General features: G+C 73.0%; 14 protein-coding genes. 8 read left to right on the top strand and 6 right to left on the bottom strand.

The window, feature by feature from the left end:
* Positions 1-2 precede the first annotated feature (2 nt).
* The 3 genes from ACFV1L_RS31505 to panB form a co-directional block, all read right to left on the bottom strand.
* Positions 3-821, bottom strand: a complete 819-nt coding sequence (locus tag ACFV1L_RS31505) for an ABC transporter permease (protein ID WP_380372402.1) — start codon at positions 819-821, stop codon at positions 3-5.
* Complete coding sequence (locus ACFV1L_RS31500; protein WP_380372399.1) at positions 818-1,798, bottom strand: ATP-binding cassette domain-containing protein; 981 nt, start codon at positions 1,796-1,798, stop codon at positions 818-820. The genes ACFV1L_RS31505 and ACFV1L_RS31500 overlap by 4 nt, the downstream gene beginning before the upstream one ends.
* Positions 1,799-1,924: 126 nt before the next feature.
* Positions 1,925-2,797, bottom strand: coding sequence for a 3-methyl-2-oxobutanoate hydroxymethyltransferase (gene panB / locus ACFV1L_RS31495; protein WP_380372396.1), 873 nt, complete (start codon positions 2,795-2,797; stop codon positions 1,925-1,927).
* 227 nt (positions 2,798-3,024) lie between these two features.
* Between panB and ACFV1L_RS31490 the strand changes: the two genes are divergently transcribed.
* From ACFV1L_RS31490 to ACFV1L_RS31480, 3 genes are all read left to right on the top strand, one after another.
* Positions 3,025-4,629: an MFS transporter gene (locus ACFV1L_RS31490; RefSeq protein WP_380372394.1), complete on the top strand. Its 1,605-nt coding sequence runs from the start codon at positions 3,025-3,027 to the stop codon at positions 4,627-4,629.
* A gap of 23 nt (positions 4,630-4,652) precedes the next feature.
* Positions 4,653-5,294, top strand: coding sequence for a TetR/AcrR family transcriptional regulator (locus ACFV1L_RS31485; RefSeq protein ID WP_380372392.1), 642 nt, complete (start codon positions 4,653-4,655; stop codon positions 5,292-5,294).
* A gap of 134 nt (positions 5,295-5,428) precedes the next feature.
* On the top strand, positions 5,429-6,430 hold the full coding sequence (locus ACFV1L_RS31480) for an endonuclease/exonuclease/phosphatase family protein (RefSeq protein WP_380372389.1): 1,002 nt from the start codon (positions 5,429-5,431) through the stop codon (positions 6,428-6,430).
* 15 nt (positions 6,431-6,445) lie between these two features.
* On the opposite strand, the gene ACFV1L_RS31475 is transcribed toward ACFV1L_RS31480, so the two are convergent.
* Positions 6,446-7,279, bottom strand: a complete 834-nt coding sequence (locus tag ACFV1L_RS31475) for a putative protein N(5)-glutamine methyltransferase (protein WP_380372386.1) — start codon at positions 7,277-7,279, stop codon at positions 6,446-6,448.
* A gap of 151 nt (positions 7,280-7,430) precedes the next feature.
* Positions 7,431-9,176 carry an NAD+ synthase gene (locus tag ACFV1L_RS31470; RefSeq protein ID WP_380372383.1) on the bottom strand — a complete coding sequence of 582 codons (1,746 nt, stop codon included), beginning with the start codon at positions 9,174-9,176 and terminating at the stop codon, positions 7,431-7,433.
* Between the two features lie 205 nt (positions 9,177-9,381).
* On the opposite strand from ACFV1L_RS31470, the gene glnA reads away from it, so the two are divergent.
* Positions 9,382-10,743 (top strand): type I glutamate--ammonia ligase, encoded by a 1,362-nt coding sequence (gene glnA / locus ACFV1L_RS31465; protein WP_380372380.1) that lies wholly within the window; start codon positions 9,382-9,384, stop codon positions 10,741-10,743.
* 99 nt (positions 10,744-10,842) lie between these two features.
* Here glnA and ACFV1L_RS31460 read toward each other — a convergent pair whose 3' ends face one another.
* Positions 10,843-11,448, bottom strand: coding sequence for a hypothetical protein (locus tag ACFV1L_RS31460; RefSeq protein ID WP_380372378.1), 606 nt, complete (start codon positions 11,446-11,448; stop codon positions 10,843-10,845).
* Between the two features lie 334 nt (positions 11,449-11,782).
* On the opposite strand from ACFV1L_RS31460, the gene ACFV1L_RS31455 reads away from it, so the two are divergent.
* From ACFV1L_RS31455 to ACFV1L_RS31440, 4 genes are all read left to right on the top strand, one after another.
* Complete coding sequence (locus ACFV1L_RS31455; RefSeq protein WP_380372376.1) at positions 11,783-12,601, top strand: DUF4231 domain-containing protein; 819 nt, start codon at positions 11,783-11,785, stop codon at positions 12,599-12,601.
* Positions 12,598-12,828 carry an ATP-binding protein gene (locus tag ACFV1L_RS31450; protein WP_380372374.1) on the top strand — a complete coding sequence of 77 codons (231 nt, stop codon included), beginning with the start codon at positions 12,598-12,600 and terminating at the stop codon, positions 12,826-12,828. Before ACFV1L_RS31455 ends, ACFV1L_RS31450 begins: the two co-directional genes overlap by 4 nt.
* Positions 12,829-12,839: 11 nt before the next feature.
* Positions 12,840-15,776, top strand: a complete 2,937-nt coding sequence (locus ACFV1L_RS31445) for a tetratricopeptide repeat protein (RefSeq protein WP_380372372.1) — start codon at positions 12,840-12,842, stop codon at positions 15,774-15,776.
* 230 nt (positions 15,777-16,006) lie between these two features.
* Complete coding sequence (locus ACFV1L_RS31440; protein WP_380372441.1) at positions 16,007-19,081, top strand: bifunctional [glutamine synthetase] adenylyltransferase/[glutamine synthetase]-adenylyl-L-tyrosine phosphorylase; 3,075 nt, start codon at positions 16,007-16,009, stop codon at positions 19,079-19,081.
* Positions 19,082-19,115: the final 34 nt, after the last annotated feature.

The raw sequence follows: 19,115 nt of genomic DNA, 5'->3' as shown, positions 1-19,115 counted from the left end.
CGTCAGGTGCGCTTGCGGAACCGGGCCACCGCCAGCGGCGCGGTCACCGCGGTGATGCCCGCCGCCCAGATCAGCACCGTCGCCGCCGAGCTGCCGACCGGCGTGCCGTTGATCAGTGCGCGGCAGGCGTCGGCCAGCGCCGACAGCGGGTTGTGCTCGGTGAACGCCCGCAGCCAGCCCGGCATGGTGCTGGGATTGGCGAAGATCGAGCTGCCGAACTGCAGCGGCATCATCACCAGCATCGACATGCCCTGCACCGCCTGGGCGCTGCGCAGCGACATGCCCAGCAGCATCGACACCCACATCAGCGAGGCGCCGAACACCAGCGACAGGCCGACCGCGGCCAGCAGGTTCAGCGGGCCGCCCTTGATGTCCATCCCGAGGATCATCGCGAAGCCGATCAGCACGACGAAGGCGACGACCGCCCGCAGCGTCTCCGCGATCATCTTCGACAGCAGCACCGTGGAGCGGCCGATCGGCAGGGTGCGGAAACGGTCCATCACACCGGTCTGGAAGTCGGTGTTCAGGCCGGTGCCCAGCGCCATCGCCAGGTTCAGGCCGGTGGTGCCGAGCAGGCCGGGCACCATGTACTGCATGTACTCGTGCTGGTTGGCGGCCATCGCGCCGCCGAACACGTAGACGAACAGCACGATCATGATGACCGGCACCAGCAGGGCGTCCAGCATGGACTCCGGGTCGGCCTTGATCCGCATCAGGTTGCGGCGGGTCAGCGCGCCCAGGTGGCGCAGGTTCGCGCGCAGGCCGATCCGGGTGTCGTCGGCGGGCAGTGCGGCGGCGGCGGTCACGGTGGCGGTGCTCATGCGACGGACTCCTTCTCACGGGACGGGGCGGGGACGGACGACTTGCCGGTGATCGTCAGGAACACCTCGTCCAGGCTGGGCAGCTTGGTGTCGATGCCGGCGATGCCGAACCCGCGGGTGCCCAACGCGCCGATCACCGTGGTCAGTTGACCCTCGTCGGTGAGGTGCACGGAGAGCAGCCCCGACTCCTCGGAGAACGTCGCCGCGATGCCCGCCCCCTGCAGGCAGCGGGCCATCTCCGGCAGCTCCTCCGGGCGCAGCGGGCGCACCTGCAGGCTCTGCCCGCCGACCTGCGTCTTCAGCTCCTGGATCCCGCCGTTGGCGATCACCCGGCCCTTGTCGATGACGGTCAGCTCGTCGGCGAGCTGCTCCGCCTCCTCCATGTACTGGGTGGTCAGCAGCACCGTCGAGCCCTCGCCGACCATCCGCTGCACCTCGTCCCAGACCTCGTTGCGGGTCCGCGGGTCCAGGCCGGTGGTCGGCTCGTCCAGGTACAGCACCTTCGGCCGGCCGATCATCGACGCCGCGAGGTCCAGGCGGCGCCGCATGCCGCCCGAGTAGCCCTTGGCCGGGCGCTTGGCCGCCTCCGTCAGCGAGAACCGCTCCAGCAGCTCCGCGGCGCGGGCCTTGGCGTCCCTGGACGAGAGGTCCAGCAGACGCCCGATCAGGTAGAGGTTCTCGTAGCCGGACAGCAGCTCGTCCACGGACGCGTACTGCCCGGTCAGGCCGATCGTGCGGCGCAGCTGCTTCGGCTGGCGCAGCACGTCGTACCCGCCGACGAACGCCGTGCCCGCGTCCGGCTTGATCAGCGTCGACAGCACCCGCACCAGGGTGGTCTTCCCGGCCCCGTTCGGCCCGAGCAGCCCCAGCACCGTCCCCTCGCGCACCGTCAGATCGACCCCGTCGAGGGCCTTCGTCTCCCCGTAGTGCTTCACGATGCCGTGGACCTCCACGGCGTTCCGCAAGATTTCCGTCATGGGAACACCGTGCCGGGCCCGGCTGTCACGCCGCTGTCAGCGCGCTGTCAGAGGTGGTGACAGTGACCTGAAGGGCGCGGGAACCGTGCCTGCGGTTCCCGCGCCCCTGGTGGTGCTGCCTTTCGGTTACTGGAAGCTGTGCTCCGGGCCCGGGAAGGCGCCTTCGCGGACGTCCGAGGCGAATTCGCTCGCGGCCTGCGCCAGCGTCCGGCGGAGGTCGGCGTACTGCTTGACGAACTTGGGGACGCGGCCGGCCGTCATACCGGCGAAGTCGGTCCAGACCAGGACCTGCGCGTCGGTGCCGGGGCCGCCGCCGATGCCGACGGTGGGGATCGCGGAGTGGGCGGTGACCTCGGCGGCGAGTTCGGCGGGGACGGCCTCCAGGACGACGGAGAACGCGCCGGCCTGCTGGACGGCCTTCGCGTCGCGCAGCAGCTGGTGGGCGGCTTCGTCGCCGCGGCCCTGGACGGGGTAGCCGCCGTAGGCGTGGACGGACTGCGGGGTGAGGCCGATGTGGGCCATCACCGGGATGCCGGCCTCGACGAGGAGTTCGATGGTGCGGGCGCTGCGCTCGCCGCCTTCGAGCTTGACGGCGTGGACGCCGGCCTCCTTCATCAGGCGGGCGGCGTTGTGCATGGCCTGGGCGGGGGACTCCTGGTAGGAGCCGAACGGCAGGTCGGCGACGATCAGGGCGCGCTGGGTGCCTCGGACGACGGCGGCGGACATCATCACCATCTGGTCCATGGTCACCGGCACGGTGGTCTCGTAGCCGAGGTGGCAGTTGCCGGCGGAGTCGCCGACCAGCAGCACGGGGATGCCGGCCTCGTCGAACACGCCGGCGGTGAGGGCGTCGTAGGCGGTGAGCATCGCCCAGCGTTCGCCGTTGCGCTTGGCCTTGGCGAGGTCCCGGACGGTCACGCGGCGGTTGGTGACCCCGCCGTAGAGGGTGTTGGCGGGCGCGTCCTGCGTCTGGGCAGGCTGAAGCGGAGAGGCGTTCATCGAACAGACTCCTGGTGTGTGTCGTCTCGTGGCGCCGTACGGCGTCCCCGGATCTGGCTCCATGCTTGCACGCCACGGCCCGTCAGCAAAGAGGCGGGAGTCCTGCGGTCGGCGGCGGCGGGATCCGGCCACCCGGGAGGGTTTCTTGGGGAGGGCTTTGCCGATCGTTGTCCTTACCGTTACGATACGAGACCGTCTCGTATTGAAAACACGGCTAGTCTGTTCGCATGACCTCGCCGACCGCGCCGTTCCCGGCCCCTCGGATACCGGAAGCCGTACACCGCCGACGCTGGTGGATCCTGGGCACCCTGGTGCTCGCCCTGCTCGTCGTCGTCCTCGACAACTCGATCCTCAACGTGGCGATGAAGACCATCGCCACCCCCGCCCCGGTGGGCCTCGGCGCGAGCCAGAGCGACCTGGAATGGGCGATCAACTCCTACACCCTGGTCTTCGCCGGCCTGCTGTTCACCGCCGGCCTGCTCGGCGACCGGTTCGGCCGCAAGTGGACGCTGCTGTCCGGCATGCTCGTCTTCGGCCTCGGCTCGCTGCTGTCCGCGCTGGCCGCCACCCCCGGCGAACTCATCGGCTACCGCGCCGTGATGGGCCTCGGCGGCGCGTTCGTGATGCCGGCCACGCTGGCGATCATCATGAACGTCTTCGAACGGCACGAGCAGCCCAAGGCGATCGGCATCTGGGCCGGCGCGGTCGGCCTGGCGATCGCCATCGGCCCGATCACCGGCGGCCTGCTGATCGAGCACTTCTGGTGGGGCTCGGTGTTCCTGGTGAACGTCCCCATCGTGGTGGTCGCGCTCGGCCTGATGGCCTGGCTGGTCCCGGACTCCAAGGACCCCGACCCCGGCAAGCTCGACCCGGTCGGCGTGCTGCTGTCCGTCGTCGGCCTGGTGGCGCTGATCTACGGCATCATCAAGGGCGGCGAACTCGCCGACTTCACCGCCGCCGAGGCGTGGGTGCCGACCCTGGTCGGCCTGCTCGCCCTGGCCGGATTCGTGCTGTTCGAGAAGCACACCAGCCACCCCGCGCTGGACGTCACCTGGTTCCGCAACAAGGTGTTCTCCGCGTCGATCGGCGTGGTCGGCATCGTCTTCTTCGCGCTGATGGGCGTGTCCTTCTTCGGCGTCTTCTACATCCAGAGCGTGCGCGGCTACAGCGCCCTGCAGGCCGGCGAGCTGATGCTGCCGCTGGCCGTCGCCCAGCTGGTCTTCGCCCCGCGGGCCCGGCTGGTGGTCGACCGGATCGGCGTCCGGCTGACCTGCGCCGGCGGCATGCTGCTGGTCACCGTCGGCTTCCTCGGCTACGTCTTCCTCACCGCGACCAGCCCGATCTGGCTGCTGGTCGTGCTCGGCTTCGTGATGGGCACCGGCATGGCGCACGTGATGCCGCCGGTGACGGTCGCGATCATGGGCGCGCTGCCGCGCGAGAAGGCCGGCGCGGGCTCCGCGCTGAACAACACCTTCCGCCAGGTCGGCGGCTCGCTGGGCATCGCGGTGCTGGGCGCGCTGCTGTCCACCGTGTACCGCAACGGCATGGAGGACCACCTCGGCTCCGTGCCGGAGCAGGTCCGCGGGCGGGCCGGCGAGTCGATCGAGTCCACCCTCGGCGTGGCCGAGAAGCTGCACCTGTCGGCCCTGGTCGACCCGGCCAAGGACTCCTTCATCCACGCCATGCACGTGGTCTCCGCGGTCTCCGCCGGCGTGACCGTGGTCGGCGCGGTGCTCGCCCTGGTGCTGCTGCCCGGCAAGGTCGCCGCCCCCGGCGCCCCGGCGGGCGCGCCGCAGCGGACCGACGCCGAGGCGAATCCCGCCAAGGTCTGACCCCGAGGGTGGAGAATAAGGCCATGACAAGCGCCGACACTCCGCTCAAGCCGTGCCACGGCCCCGCCGCGGAGCAGGACGCTCCGCGGCGGGGCCGTCCGCGCAGCGAGGCCGCCGAACAGGCGATCTTCGGCGCGGTCGAGAAGCTGATGGAGAGCGGCGTCGGCCTGGCCGAGCTGTCCATCGAGCGGATCGCCGCCGAGGCGGGCGTCGGCAAGGCCACCATCTACCGGCGCTGGCCCAACAAGGAGGCCCTGCTGGTGGACGTGGTGGCCCGGCTGGAGTCGCCGATGCCGCCGCTGTCCGGCCCCACCTACCGGGACGACCTGATCGGCGCCGTCGACTACATGCGCCGGCGCGGCCTGGCCAAGCGCTCCCGATGGATCGTCAGGTCCGCGCTCGGGCAGATGAACAGCTGGCCCGAGCTCAAGCAGACGTACCACGAACGGGTGGTCAATCCGCGCCGCGAGCTGATCCGGCAGATCGTCCGGCGCGGCGTCGAGGCCGGCGAGTTCCGCTCCGACCTGGACACCGAGCTGCTCTGCGAACTGCTGATCGGACCGATCCTGCTGCGCACCGTCCTCTGGGACGACGCGCCGCTGGAGGACCCCGACCTGCCCCGCCAGATGATCGACGCCGCGCTGGAGGGCCTCGCCGCCCGGTGATCCCACCCGGCCCGGCGGTGGAACTTTTCGCACACTTTGCCGCGTCCCTCCCGGCATAGGCTGAGCCGAGAATCGGATCTGGGCAGGTCGGAGAGGTCGGCAGCAGCCGACAGGCACGGCGGCGAGGAGCGGGCATGGTGCGGGCGGACGGCCCGGCGGCAGTGGCGGACCACGAGCGGGCCCGGACGTGGCGCGACCGGCTGCGCCAGTGGTTCGACTGGCGACGCGGCCGGCCGCTCACCCTGGCCGGCCTGCTGGTCACGGTGCTGCTGGTCGCGCACGCCCGGGTGCCGAACGCGGTCGGCAACCTCGGCAGCCTGCTGGAGACCTTCCTGCCCTGGCTCGGCGTGACCGTGCCGGTGCTGCTGGCGCCGGCGCTCTGGCGGCGGTCCGGGTACGCGGTGGTGGCCGCGCTGCTGCCCGCCGCGGTCTGGCTGAACCTGTTCGGCGCGCTGCTGGTCGACAAGAGCAGCGGCCCCGGCGACTTCACCGTGCTCACCCACAACGTGGCCGCCGCCAACGACGACCCGCAGGGCACCATCCGGATGCTCACCGGCTCCGGCGCGCAGATCGTCGCCCTGGAGGAGCTGTCCGCCGCGGCGGCCCCGGTGTACTCCGACGGACTGGCGCAGAAGTTCCCCTACCACGCGGTCGAGGGCACCGTCGGCCTGTGGTCCACCTACCCGATCGACGGCGTCACCGTGGTCGACATCAAGATGGGCTGGACCCGGGCCTTCCGGGCCGAGGTCACCACCCCCAAGGGCCCGCTCGCCGTGTACGTCGCCCACCTGCCGTCGGTGCGGGTCAAGTTCGACAGCGGCTTCACCGCCGGCCGCCGGGACGTCAGCGCGCAGGCCCTCGGCGACGCCATCGAGCACGAGCCGCTGCGCAAGGTCCTGCTGCTCGGCGACCTCAACGGCACCATGAACGACCGCAGCCTGGCCCCGATCACCTCGCAGATGCGCTCCGCGCAGGGCGCGGCCGGCGACGGTTTCGGCTTCTCCTGGCCGGCCTCGTTCCCGATGGCCCGGATCGACCAGATCCTCAGCAAGGGCGGCCTGCTCCCCACCGACTCCCGCACCCTGCCGGCCGACGCCAGCGACCACCTCGCGGTGGCCGCCACCTACCGCTACTGACCCGCGGGCCGGGCGTCAGCCCCGTCGGGTGCCGACCACCACGGTGGCGTCCCGCTCCTCGTCCTGCTCGACGCGGACGGCGAGGCCCCGGGCGGTCATCAGCGCGGCGGTCGCCGGGGCCTGCCGCTCGCTGGTCTCGATCAGCAGGCGGCCGCCGGGCGCCAGCCAGCGCGGTGCGGCGTCCGCCACCCGGCGCTGCACCGCGAGGCCGTCGGCGCCGCCGTCCAGGGCCACCGGCGGCTCGTGGTCGCGGGCCTCCGGCGGCAGCAGCGGAATGTCCCCGGTCGGCACGTACGGGGCGTTGGCGACCAGCAGCCCGACCCGGCCGCGCAGGTCGCCGGGCAGGGGCGCGTCCAGGTCGCCCAGGTGCACGGCGCCGCCGTACGGGGCCAGGTTGCGGCGGGCGCACGCGACGGCGGCCGGGTCGACGTCGGCCGCGTGCAGTTCGACGCCGCCGAGCCGGGCGGCCAGCGCGGCGCCGATCGCGCCGGAGCCGCAGCACAGGTCCAGCACCACCGTGCCGGGGGCGCCCAGGGCGGCGGCGCACTCGACCAGGAACTCGCTGCGCCGGCGCGGCACGAACACCCCGGGGGCGAGTGCGATGCGCAGGCCGGCGAACTCGGCGAAGCCCACCACCTGCTCCAACGGATGTCCGGCGCACCGCAGTTCGAGCATCTCGGCGAGCCGGGCGGGATGGTCGGCGGCAGACCTCAGCAGCCGGGCCTCGTCCTCGGCGAAGACGCAGCCGGCGGCCCGCAGCCGGTCGACCAGGCCGGCTTCGGCCAGGTCGGTCGCGGTCGGGCGGGCAGGGGGAAGGGGAAGTGACACGGAGACCTCTCGACGAGCCATGCGGGCTCCCCGTCCGGTCAGACCGCGGCCCGACGGCGGGGGAGCACCTCGAATACCTGCACGGTGATCTCTCCCACCTCCTTCGGCCGGTGCGCCGTCCATGATCGGGCGCGTGTCGCGGCGCTCACCCTAGCCCCTGCCGCCTTCCGTGTCAGCCCTGCCGCCACCGGTTGGTGATCGGCAGCCGGCGGTCGCGGCCGAAGTTCTTCGGCGAGACCTTCGGGCCCGGCGGGTACTGCCGGCGCTTGTACTCGGCGGTGTCGACCAGCCGCACCACCCGGTCCACCACGTCGGCCGGGTAGCCCTCGGCGACGATCGCGTCCCGGCCCTGGTCGCCCTCGACGTACCGGTCCAGGACGGCGTCCAGCAGGTCGTAGTCCGGCAGCGAGTCGGTGTCCACCTGGTCGGGCCGCAGCTCGGCGGACGGCGGCTTGCTGATGGTGTTCTCCGGGATCGGCGGCACCTCGCCGCGCGCCTCGGCCTGCGCGTTGCGCCAGCGGGCCAGCCGGAAGATCAGCGTCTTGTAGACGTCCTTGATCGGGCCGTACGCGCCGACCGAGTCGCCGTACAGCGTCGAGTAGCCGACCGCGAGCTCGCTCTTGTTGCCGGGGGCGAGGACGATCTGCCCCTCCTGGTTGGAGATGGCCATCAGCAGGGTGCCGCGCAGCCGGGACTGCAGGTTCTCCTCCGCCAGGCCGGTCAGTTCGGTGGCACCCAGGTAGGCGTCGAACATCGGGGCGATCGGCACGGTGCGGAAGTGCAGGCCGGTGCGGCGGGCCAGCTCGGCGGCGTCGTCGCGGGAGTGCTGCGAGGAGTAGCGCGAGGGCATCGAGACGCCGTACACGTTCTCCGCGCCGATCGCGTCCACCGCGATCGCGGCGACCAGCGCCGAGTCGATGCCGCCGGACAGGCCGATCAGCACCGAGCGCATGCCGTTCTTGCGGACGTACGCCCGGGTGCCCTCGACCAGCGCGGCGTACACCTCGGCCTCGTCGTCCAGGCGCTCGCCGATCCGCGGCGGCAGCGGCTCGGCCGGGGCGGGCTTCGGCTCGCCGCCGAGGTCGACCCGGGTGAGGCGCAGGCCGTCGGCGAGGACGGTGCCGTCCGGCAGGCCCGACTCGGGGGCGGCCGGCAGGTCGAGGTCCATGACCAGCAGGGCCTCCTCGAACTGCGGTCCGCGGGCGAGCAGTTCGCCGTCCGCGGCGACCACCAGGGTGTCGCCGTCGAAGACCAGCTCGTCCTGCGCGCCGACCATGTTCAGGTACACCAGCGGGCAGCCGGCCTCGGCGGCGCGGCGCCGGACCAGCTCCAGCCGGACGTCGTCCTTGTCCCGCTCGTACGGGGAGCCGTTGATCGACAGCAGCACCCCGGCGCCGGCCTGGCCGGTGGCGGCGACCCGGCCGCCCTCCTGCCAGATGTCCTCGCAGATCGCCAGCGCGACGTCCACGCCGTGCAGCCGAAGGACCGTCAACTGGTCGCCCGGCACGAAGTAGCGGTACTCGTCGAAGACGCCGTAGTTCGGCAGGAAGTGCTTGGCGAACCGGGTGACCACCTCGCCGCCGCGCAGCACCGCCGCGCAGTTCTGCGGCTTCCCCGCGTACTTGGTGCCCGGCTCGGCCCGGCCCAGGTAGCCGACCACCACGGGGACGTCGCCCAGGCCCTCGGCGGCCAGCTTCGCCGCCAGCTCGACCAGGGCGGCGCGGGAGCCCTCCACGAAGGAGCCGCGGAACGCCAGGTCCTCCACCGGGTAGCCGGTGAGCACCATCTCCGGGAACGCGATCAGGTCGGCGCCGGACTCGGCGGCCCGCTTCGACCAGCGCAGCACCTCCTCGCTGTTGCGGGCGAGGTCACCGACCCAGGGGTCGATCTGGCACAGGGCGAGACGCAGATTCGGCATGACCCCGAGTGTAATCGTCTAACTGACGTTATGTCGCGGGGGCCCTGGTGACGGGCGGTCGCCGCGGGTCGGCAAGCGGGCGGGGATCCGCCATGATGGGTGACGACGTGTCCGGAGCGGCACGCGAGGCGGGACCGGCGCAGGCCGGGGCGTACGGACGCCAAGGCGTAACACGGGCGTAAAGAGCAGAGGTGAGACTGTCCCCATGGGCAAGCAGCAGGAGTTCGTGCTTCGCACGCTCGAAGAGCGTGACATCCGGTTCGTCCGGCTGTGGTTCACCGACGTGCTCGGGTTCCTCAAGTCGGTGGCCGTCGCGCCGGCGGAACTGGAGCAGGCCTTCGACGAGGGCATCGGCTTCGACGGCTCCGCGATCGAGGGCTTCGCCCGGGTGTACGAGTCCGACATGATCGCCAAGCCGGACCCGACCACGTTCCAGATACTGCCGTGGCGCTCCGAGAACCCCGGCACCGCCCGGATGTTCTGCGACATCCTGATGCCCGACGGCTCGCCGTCCTACGCCGACCCGCGCTACGTCCTCAAGCGCACCCTGGAGAAGGCCTCCAACCAGGGGTTCACCTTCTACACCCACCCCGAGATCGAGTTCTTCCTGCTCAAGGACCTCCCCGGCGACGGCACCCCGCCCACCCCCGCCGACCAGTCCGGCTACTTCGACCACACGCCGCGCGGCGTCGGCCACGACTTCCGCCGCCAGGCCATCACCATGCTCGAATCCATGGGCATCTCGGTCGAGTTCAGCCACCACGAGGGCGCCCCCGGCCAGCAGGAGATCGACCTCCGGTACGCCGACGCGCTCTCCACCGCGGACAACATCATGACCTTCCGCCTGGTCATGAAGGAGGTCGCCCTCGAACAGGGCGTCCACGCCAGCTTCATGCCCAAGCCCTTCTCCGACTTCCCCGGCTCCGGCATGCACACCCACGTCTCCCTCTTCGAGGGCGACCGCAACGCGTTCCACGAGTCCGGCGCCGAGTACCAGCTCTCCAAGGTCGGCCGGTCCTTCATCGCCGGCCTGCTCAAGTACGCCGCCGAGACCGCCGCCGTCACCAACCAGTGGGTCAACTCCTACAAGCGCATCTGGGGCGGATCCCAGCGCACCGCGGGCGCCGGCGGCGAAGCCCCCTCCTACATCTGCTGGGGGCACAACAACCGCTCCGCGCTGATCCGCGTCCCCATGTACAAGCCCGGCAAGCAGGGCTCCACCCGCATCGAGGTCCGCTCCCTCGACACCGGCTGCAACCCCTACCTCGCCTACGCCGTCACCCTCGCCGCCGGCCTCAAGGGCATCGAGGACAACCTCGAACTCCCGCCCGGCGCCGACGACGACGTCTGGGCCCTCACCGACGCCGAACGCCGCGCCCTCGGCATCCAGCCCATGCCGCAGAACCTCGGCGAGGCCATCGACCTCATGCAGCGCAGCGAACTCGTCGCCGAGACCCTGGGCGAGCACGTCTTCGACTTCTTCCTCCGCAACAAGCGCCAGGAGTGGGAGGAGTACCGCTCCGAGGTCACCCCGTTCGAGCTGAAGAAGATCCTCCAGGTGCTGTGACCCCGCCCGGCCGACGAGGCCCCGGACCGGCAGCGCGCTCGCTGCTCGGCTCGGGGCCTTGTGTATTTCCGGCTTGGAACGACTGGAGTCGATGGGCCCTCAGGGGCCGTCGCGGACATCGTCGGTGTCTCGCGAAGCCGCCGAGCGATCGGCGAGCAATCGGGCAAGTCGCCACAGCCCGTAGAGAGCGGTGCCCGAGAAGACAAGAAACGTGAGGGCCGACCCGATGCGGTTGGCCCATGTGTACGTTGAATCGAGCAGGATTCTGGGTGCCACGCCGCTTACAATGAAGATCACAAGATAGAAGGCGAGTCGCGTCAGTGACGCTTTCCACGACCGCAATGGGATGAGAAGGGTGGCCGTCCGAATACGCGACCAGAGACCCACCCGAGTGGTCCTGGGCCGGGGTTCCGACAGCGCGGACTGCAATGTGCGGAATGCGTCATCCAAGTACTCGATGGCCCGGCGGCGCGGATCATTGGTCTGTGCATCTGGATGGACTTCTCGATATGTCGAAAACCAGTCGCGGACAAAGGTGACGCGGGCCTGAGCGTCATCGAGTGCGCGACGTCGACGGAAGTCGTCCTGCCGTCGCCGACGCCAGTCCTGGTAGGTTGCCCAGAAAGCCCCGACCAACGCAGTGACGGCCGCGGTCAACAGCGGGACGGTGATGTTGCCGAGAAACCCTCCTGCATCTTGCGCCATCTGCGGCACCTCCACTGCCCTGCCGGGGCGATCTGTGCAATCCGACCGCCACCGTCGCAGGGTTCCGTTCTGTCTGCGCGCCGTGATCCCCCGTTGGTGCGAGCTGCCACTGCTCGGTGCGGGATTTCATGGAAACAGGAGCGCCTCGAAACGGCAGGGTGCTGCGCCGAGGACGTTCTCCAGTTGTCCGAGAGCACTCGGAAGGCGGGCCCGCGCCGGACGCCTTCTGACGAGGTGTGAGGCCCCGGACCGGAGTGACGCCGGTGCGGGGCCTCCGCCGTTCCCGGGCAGCCGTGGGGCCCGGCTTGCTAGGCTTTCGCGGTTGGGGGTGATCATGGCCGGGGTTCGGGACCTGCTGGTTGTGGAGCACGAGGTGATCGACGCCGAGGCGGAGATCGACCGGCTGATGTTCCGGAAGCGGCTGACGCTGCTGTGGGGGTTCGCCGGGGTTCCGCTGCTGGTGCTGGGCGTGGTGGCGATCAATGTCTTCGTCGACTACTCGCGGCCGGGGCAGGGGCGGATCGGGCTGAACCTGCTGCTCGGGCTTCCGCTGGCCGCGTCGGTGATCGGGGCGCCCGTGACCTGGTTCGACCGGCGGGGGGACCTGCTCTCGGCGCGGACCCGGCTGAAGAAGCTGGAGGCCGAGCGCAGGTCGATCCTGGCGCGGCAGAACCGGGCCGTCGCCAGCTCGTTCCACGAGTACCGCGACTCGGTGGTCGAGATCAGGGACAGCTACCGGCGCGGGGCCGGGAAGTACCGCAACCGGCACAACTTCTTCCAGGTGTCGGTGCTGGTGGGGTCGATCCTGACGTCCGTCTCCACCACGGCCTCCGCCGAGGAGGGCGGCTGGCGCTGGTTCGCGGTGGCGCTGAGCGCGTCGGTGAGCATCTCGGCGGGCGTCATCTCGTACTTCAAGTTCCGCGAGCGGAGCATGAACCTCCAGCAGACCGCCGACGCGCTGGACATGGAGATCCAGTCGCTGAGCCTCGGGATCCGCCGGTACAAGCGGCTGCCCCCGGAGGAGGCGGCCGCCTGCTTCGCCGAGGAGGTGGAGCGGCTGAAGGAGGAGCAGCGGAAGAAGGAACTGCAGCTCGAACAGCCGCCGGAGGTCCAGCAGCGGGACGCCGTGCCGACCCTCGGGCCGGCGCAGTGAGCGGTGGGCGGGGGCCGACCCGGCAGGAGCTGATCAGGCGTCGGCGGCGCACCGGCTTCGTCGGGCGGCGCGGTGAACTGGCGTCGTTCAGCGAGGTGTTGGCGCAGGCGCCGGAGGACGCGGGGCAGTTCCTGTTCCACGTGCACGGGCCGGGCGGGGTGGGGAAGTCCACGCTGGTGCGGCAGTTGGAGGCGGCGGCGCGGGAGGTGCAGGCCGTCACCGGGTAGTGGACGAGTCGGTGACCGATCCGGTGGAGGCGATGAGGGCGCTCGCCGGGCAGTTCGGGCAGCAGGGCGCCCCGATGAAGGCGCTGGAGCGGCTGCTGACCACGTATCAGCAGCGGCGGCACGAGGCGAACGCCGGCGTCGTGGTGGCGGGGGAGGGGGCGTCGTCGCCCTCGCCCGGGAGCGTGATCGCGTCCCGGGTCGGCCTGGTCGGACTGGGGATGATCCCCGGGGTGGGGGCGTTCACCGGAGCCCTGGACGCCACGCAGGTCGCGGCCGGCGCGGAGCAGTTGAAGGGCGTGCTGAGCGCCAGGTTCCGCAGCCACGAGGACGTGCAGCTGGTGCTGTCGCCCGTCCAGGCGCTGACGCCGGTGTTCCTGCAGGAGCTGGCGGAGATCGCGCAGCGCCGCAGCTGGGTGGTGCTGTTCTTCGACACGTACGAGCGCACCGGCCCGGCGCTGGACACCTGGCTGCGCGACCTGCTGGTCAGCGACAGGTACGGCGAACTGCCCGCGAACGTCCTGGTGGTGCTCGCCGGGCAGGGCCGGCTGGACGCGCAGTGCTGGGGCGACTGGCTGGACCTGGTCACCGACCTGCCGCTGGACGTGTTCACCGAGACCGAGGCCCGGCAGCTGCTGGCGGCGAAGGGCGTCACCGACGAGCACGTCATCGAGGTGGTGCTGCGGCTCTCCGGGCGGCTGCCGCTGCTGGTGTCCACCCTCGCCGAGTCGCAGCCCGCCGGCGCGGCCGAGGTCGGCGACCCCAGCGGCACCGCCGTCGAACGGTTCCTCAAGTGGGAGACCAGCCCGGCCCGGCGGGCGGCCGCGCTGGCCTGCGCGCTCCCGCAGGAACTCGACGAGGACGTGTACCGGGCCGCCGTCGACGACTCGGAGGCCCGGGAACTGTTCGGCTGGCTGCGGTCGATGCCGTTCGTGACCGACCGGGCCGGACGCTGCCACTACCACGAGGTGGTGCGCACGGCCATGCTGCGCCTGCAGCGCCAGCAGTCGCCGGCCCGCTGGCACCAGCAGCACACCCGGCTGGCCGACACCTTCGCCGAGTGGCGCCGCCGACTCGCCTGCGACGGCGGCGACCGGGCCGCCCGGTGGCGGGACGAACGCTGGCGCGGACACCGCTTCCAGGAGACCTACCACCGGCTGTGCGCCGACCCCGACCGGGCGCTGGCCCCCGCACTGCGGGAACTGCTCGACGCCTGGAGCCACGGCACCGCGACGACCCGGCGCTGGGCGCAGATGCTCGTCCGGGCCGGGCAGGACGCGGACGCCCGGGAGGTCCGGGAGTGGGGCGAGCGGGTGGTCGCCGCGATGGGGGAGCCGCAGCCCGCGGTCGCCGTGATGACGCTGCTGCTGGCGGGTACCGTCCTCGACCGGCCCGGACGGGCCCGGGCGCACCGCCACCGGGGCATCGGTCACCACGCGGCCGGCCGGCACGACCTGGCGCAGGCGGAGTTCGACCGCTCCGTCGAGCTCGACCCGGACCAGCCGCGGGCCCTGCACAGCCGGGCCCGCGCCCTGGTCGTCGGGCAGCGGTTCGAGGAGGCCCTCGCCGACCTCGACCGGACCCTCGAACTGGACCCGGACTTCGCCGCGGCCCACGCCACCCGCGGCGAGACCCGCCGGCTGATGGGGCGTCACCAGGAGGCGCTCGCCGACTTCGACCGGGCCGTCGAGCTCGACCCCGCCCACAGCTGGGCCGTCGGCCACCGCGGCGAGACCCTGCGGGAGCTGGGACGGCACGAGGAAGCGCTCGCCGACTTCGACCGCGCCGTCGCACTCGACCCCGACTACGTGTGGGCGCACACCGCCCGCGGCCTGCTCCACCGGGAGGCCGGACGGTACGAGGAGGCGCTCGCCGCGTACGGCCGGGCCCTGGAACTCGACCCGGACTACCACTGGGCGGCCGCCATGCGCGCCCAGGTCCACCGGCTGACGGGCCGTCACCGGGAAGCCCTCGCCGACCTCGACCGGGTGATCGAGCTCGCCCCCGACCACGCCTGGGCCCACGCCGCCCGCGGCGACGTCCACCGGCTGGCGGGCCGTCACCAGGAGGCCGTCGCCGACTTCGACCGGGCGCTCGCCCTCGAACCCGGCACCCCCGGAGTCCTCGCCCTCCGCGGCCACGTGCACCTGGCGGCCGGACGGCACCCCGAGGCGCTGGCCGACTTCGACCGGGTCGTCGAACTCGACCCGGGCAGCGACTGGGCCGTCGCCCAACGCGGCGAGGCCCACCGGGTGACGGGCCGCTACCCGGAGGCCCTGGCGGACTTCGACCGGGTGGTCGGCCTGGACTCCGGCCGCGCCTGGATCGCCGACTCCCGGGGCCGGACGCAGCAGGCCCTCGGGCAGTACCGGGAGGCGCTGTCCGACTACGACCGCGCGGTACGGCTCGACCCCGGGGCCCCGCTCCACGCGGCCCACCGCGGCGACGCGCACCGGCTGCTCGGCGAGTACGAGGCCGCTCTCGCCGACTACGGCCGCGCCCTCGAACTCGACCCGCACGGCCACCCGTGGATCCTCGCCGCCCGCGGTCTGACGCACCGTCTGCTCGACCGCTACGCCGAAGCCCTGGCCGATCTCGACCGGGCAATCGCCGCAGCCCCCGCCAACGGCTGGTACCACTACGAGAAGGCCGTGGTCCTGCACGCCCTCGGCCGCCGCCCCGAAGGCGACACCCTCCTCACCCGCGCCGTCGCCCTCCTCCACCCCGGCCGCGCCGTCGCCGACCTCGGCAACCTGGTCCTCGCCCGCGCCGCGCTCGCCGACCCGCCCGGAGCCGTCCGCGCCCTGGAGTCCTTCCTGTGCCTCACCCCGCCCCCCGGCCGCATCGCCGAGCTGCGCATCGCCCTCGGCACCCTGGCCCGGACCGTCCCGCCCGCCGCCGACCACGCGGCGGCCCTGCAACACCGGCTCCCGCCCACCCCGGACCGATGACCCGTCACCGCCGCAGCGCCCCGCGGAGCCGCTGAGCACCCGTACGGCCGTCGTCAGGGCGCCCCGCGCGCGCCGGACGGCCACCGGCCGCGGGCGGGGAGAGGCGTCCAGGATCCGGGCGGATGCCGCCCCACGGGCCGATGAGCGGACGGAGGGTGCGTCACGGGCCGGGTCCGGACCCGGTGGGAACGTACGCTTCGGGGAGGGACGGCACGGGAGGCGGGTCAGTGGTGGAGGAACGGGCCGGGAGCCGGGTCAGCCGGTTGGAGACCCGACTGGTGCGGCGCGGGTTCTCCGATCCGGACCAGGCGGTGCGGCTGCTCGACGAACCGGCGCTGCAGGGGCTCGCCGGCGATCCGGTGCTGCTGGACGCGCTCGGGGCGGCGGCGGATCCGGACCAGGCGCTGTTCGGGCTGGCCCGGCTGCTGGAGGCGCTCGATCCGCACGAGCGGCACACGCTGCGGGACACCCTCACCACGTCCAAGCCGCTGCGGGACCGGCTGCTCGGCGTGCTCGGGGCGTCCGCCGCGCTCGGCGACCACCTGGCCCGGCACCCCCGGGACTGGCACGCCCTGGTCACCTTCGAGCTGCGCGACATCCACCCCGGCCGCGGCGACTTCCTCGGCGAACTCGCCCGCCGCGTCCGCCCCGCGACGGAGGACGGCGGAGCCGGCGGGAACGGCAACGGCGAGGCCGACGCGCTGCGGGCCGCCTACCGGCGCTGCCTGCTGGCGATCGCCGCCCGCGACCTGTCCGGCACCGTCGACCTCCCGCAGACCGCCGCCGAACTCGCCGACCTCGCGGGCGCCACCCTGCAGACCGCCCTCGACCTCGCCGCCGCCCACGACCCGGAGGCGGCCGCCGCCTGCCGGCTGGCGGTGATCGGCATGGGCAAGTGCGGCGGCCGGGAGCTCAACTACGTCTCCGACGTGGACGTGATCTTCGTCGCCGAGCCGCGCGACGGAGTCGACGAGCAGCGGGCCATGCGGTCCGCGACCCGGCTGGCCGCGCACCTGATGCGGCTCTGCTCGGACACCACCGGCGAGGGCGCGATCTGGCCGGTGGACGCCAACCTCCGCCCCGAGGGCCGCAACGGGCCGCTGGTGCGCACCCTCGCCAGCCACCTCGCCTACTACGGCCGGTGGGCCAAGACCTGGGAGTTCCAGGCCCTGCTGAAGGCCCGCCCGGTCGCCGGGGACGCCGAACTCGGCCGGGCCTACTGCGAGGCGGTCGCCCCGCTGGTCTGGCAGGCCGCCGCCCGCGAGCACTTCGTCACCGACGTCCAGCAGATGCGCCGCCGGGTGGTCGACGCGATCCCGGCCGGCGAGCTCGACCGGCAGCTCAAACTCGGCCCGGGCGGCCTGCGCGACGTCGAGTTCGCCGTGCAGCTGCTGCAACTCGTGCACGGCCGCACCGACGAGACGCTGCGCTCCGGCAACACCCTGGAAGCGCTCTCCGCGCTCTCCGCCGGCGGCTACATCGGCCGCGCCGACGCCGCCTCGCTGGACGCCGCCTACCGCTTCCTGCGCACCCTCGAACACCGCATCCAACTGCACCGGCTGCGCCGCACCCACCTGATGCCCACCGACCCCGCCGACCTGCGCCGGCTGGCCCGCAGCACGGCCCCGCTGACCGGCGACGGCGGCGCGGGCCGGCTCGACCCCGTCGCCGCGCTGGAACGCGAGTGGAAGCGCCACGCCGTCGAGGTGCGGCGGCTGCACGAGCGGCTGTTCTACCGCCCGCTGCTGGACGCCGTCGCCGAACTGCCGGTCGCCGAACTGCGGGTCACCCGCTCCGGCGCCGCCGGGCTCACCGCCGAGGCCGCCAAGCAGCGCCTCGCCGCGCTCGGCTACGCCGACCCGGCCGCCGCGCTCCGGCACATCTCCGCGCTCGCCTCCGGCGTCAGCCGCAAGGCCGCCATCCAGCGCACCCTGCTGCCGGTGCTGCTCGGCTGGTTCGCCGACTCCGCCGACCCCGACGCGGGCCTGCTCAACTTCCGCCAGGTCTCCGACGCGCTCGGCGGCACCCCCTGGTACCTGCGGCTGCTGCGCGACGAGGGCGCCGCCGCGGAACAGCTGGCCCGGGTGCTGTCCGCCGGGCGCTTCGCCCCCGATCTGCTGCTGCGCGCCCCCGAGGCGGTCGCCATACTGGGCGACCCGAACGGGCTGAACCCGCGCGGCCGGGCCGCCCTGGAGGCGGAGGTCCTCGCCGCGGTCGGCCGCGCCCCCGACCCGGCGGCCGGCGTCGCCGCCGCCCGCGCCGTCCGGCGCCGCGAGCTGTTCCGCACCGCCGCCGCCGACCTGCTCGGACGGCTCGACGACGACCCCGCCGCCGCGCTGGACGCCGCCGGCGAGGCCCTCACCTCGATCACCGCCGCCACCCTGCAGGGCGCGCTGCGCGCGGCCGTCGACGGCTGGGAGGCCCGCAACGGCGAACTCCCCACCCGGATCGCGGTCATCGGCATGGGCCGGTTCGGCGGCCACGAACTCGGCTACGGCTCGGACGCGGACGTGCTGTTCGTCCACGAGCCGCGACTCGGCGTCCTCGACGAGGACGCGGCGGCCGCCGCCAGGGCCGTCATCGGCGAACTGCGCACCCTGCTCGCCGCGCCGTCCGTCGAACCGCCGCTGGAGGTCGACGCCGACCTGCGCCCCGAGGGCCGCAACGGCCCGCTGGTCCGCACCCTCGCCTCGTACGCCGGGTACTACGCGCGCTGGTCGCACGCCTGGGAGAGCCAGGCGCTGCTGCGGGCCGAGCCGATGGCCGGCGATCCCGAGCTCGGCGCGAGGTTCCGGGAGCTGATCGACCCGCTGCGGTTCCCCGGGAAGGGCGTCCCCGAACGCGACCTGACGGAGATCCGCCGGATCAAGGCCCGCATCGAGACCGAGCGCCTGCCGCGCGGCGCCGATCCCACCACCCACACCAAGATCGGCCGCGGCGGGCTTGCGGACGTCGAGTGGACGGTGCAGCTCCTCCAGCTGCGCCACGGCCACGCCGTGCCGGGGCTGCGCACCACCCGCACCAGGGCGGCGCTGGCCGCGGCGGCGGCCGCGGGGCTGGTGGAACGGGAGGACGCGGAGGTGCTCGACGCGGCCTGGGTGCTGGCCTCCCGGGTCCGCGCCGCCGTGATGCTGGTCCGCGGGCGGGCCGGCGACAGCTTCCCCGGCGACGCGCGGGAACTGGCCGGCGTGGCCCGGTACCTGGGCTACGGCGTCGGGCACTCCGGGGAGCTGCTGGACGACTACCGCCGCACCACGCGGCGGGCGCGGCACGCGGTGGAGCGGCTGTTCTACGGGACGGAGTGAGCGGGCACGACCCTGTTCGCCTGCTCCGCCTGCA

It is taken from the genome of Kitasatospora sp. NPDC059646 (genome assembly GCF_042734615.1).
Taxonomy (GTDB): Bacteria; Actinomycetota; Actinomycetes; order Streptomycetales; family Streptomycetaceae; genus Kitasatospora.
This window is presented reverse-complemented; position numbering and strand designations above follow the sequence as displayed.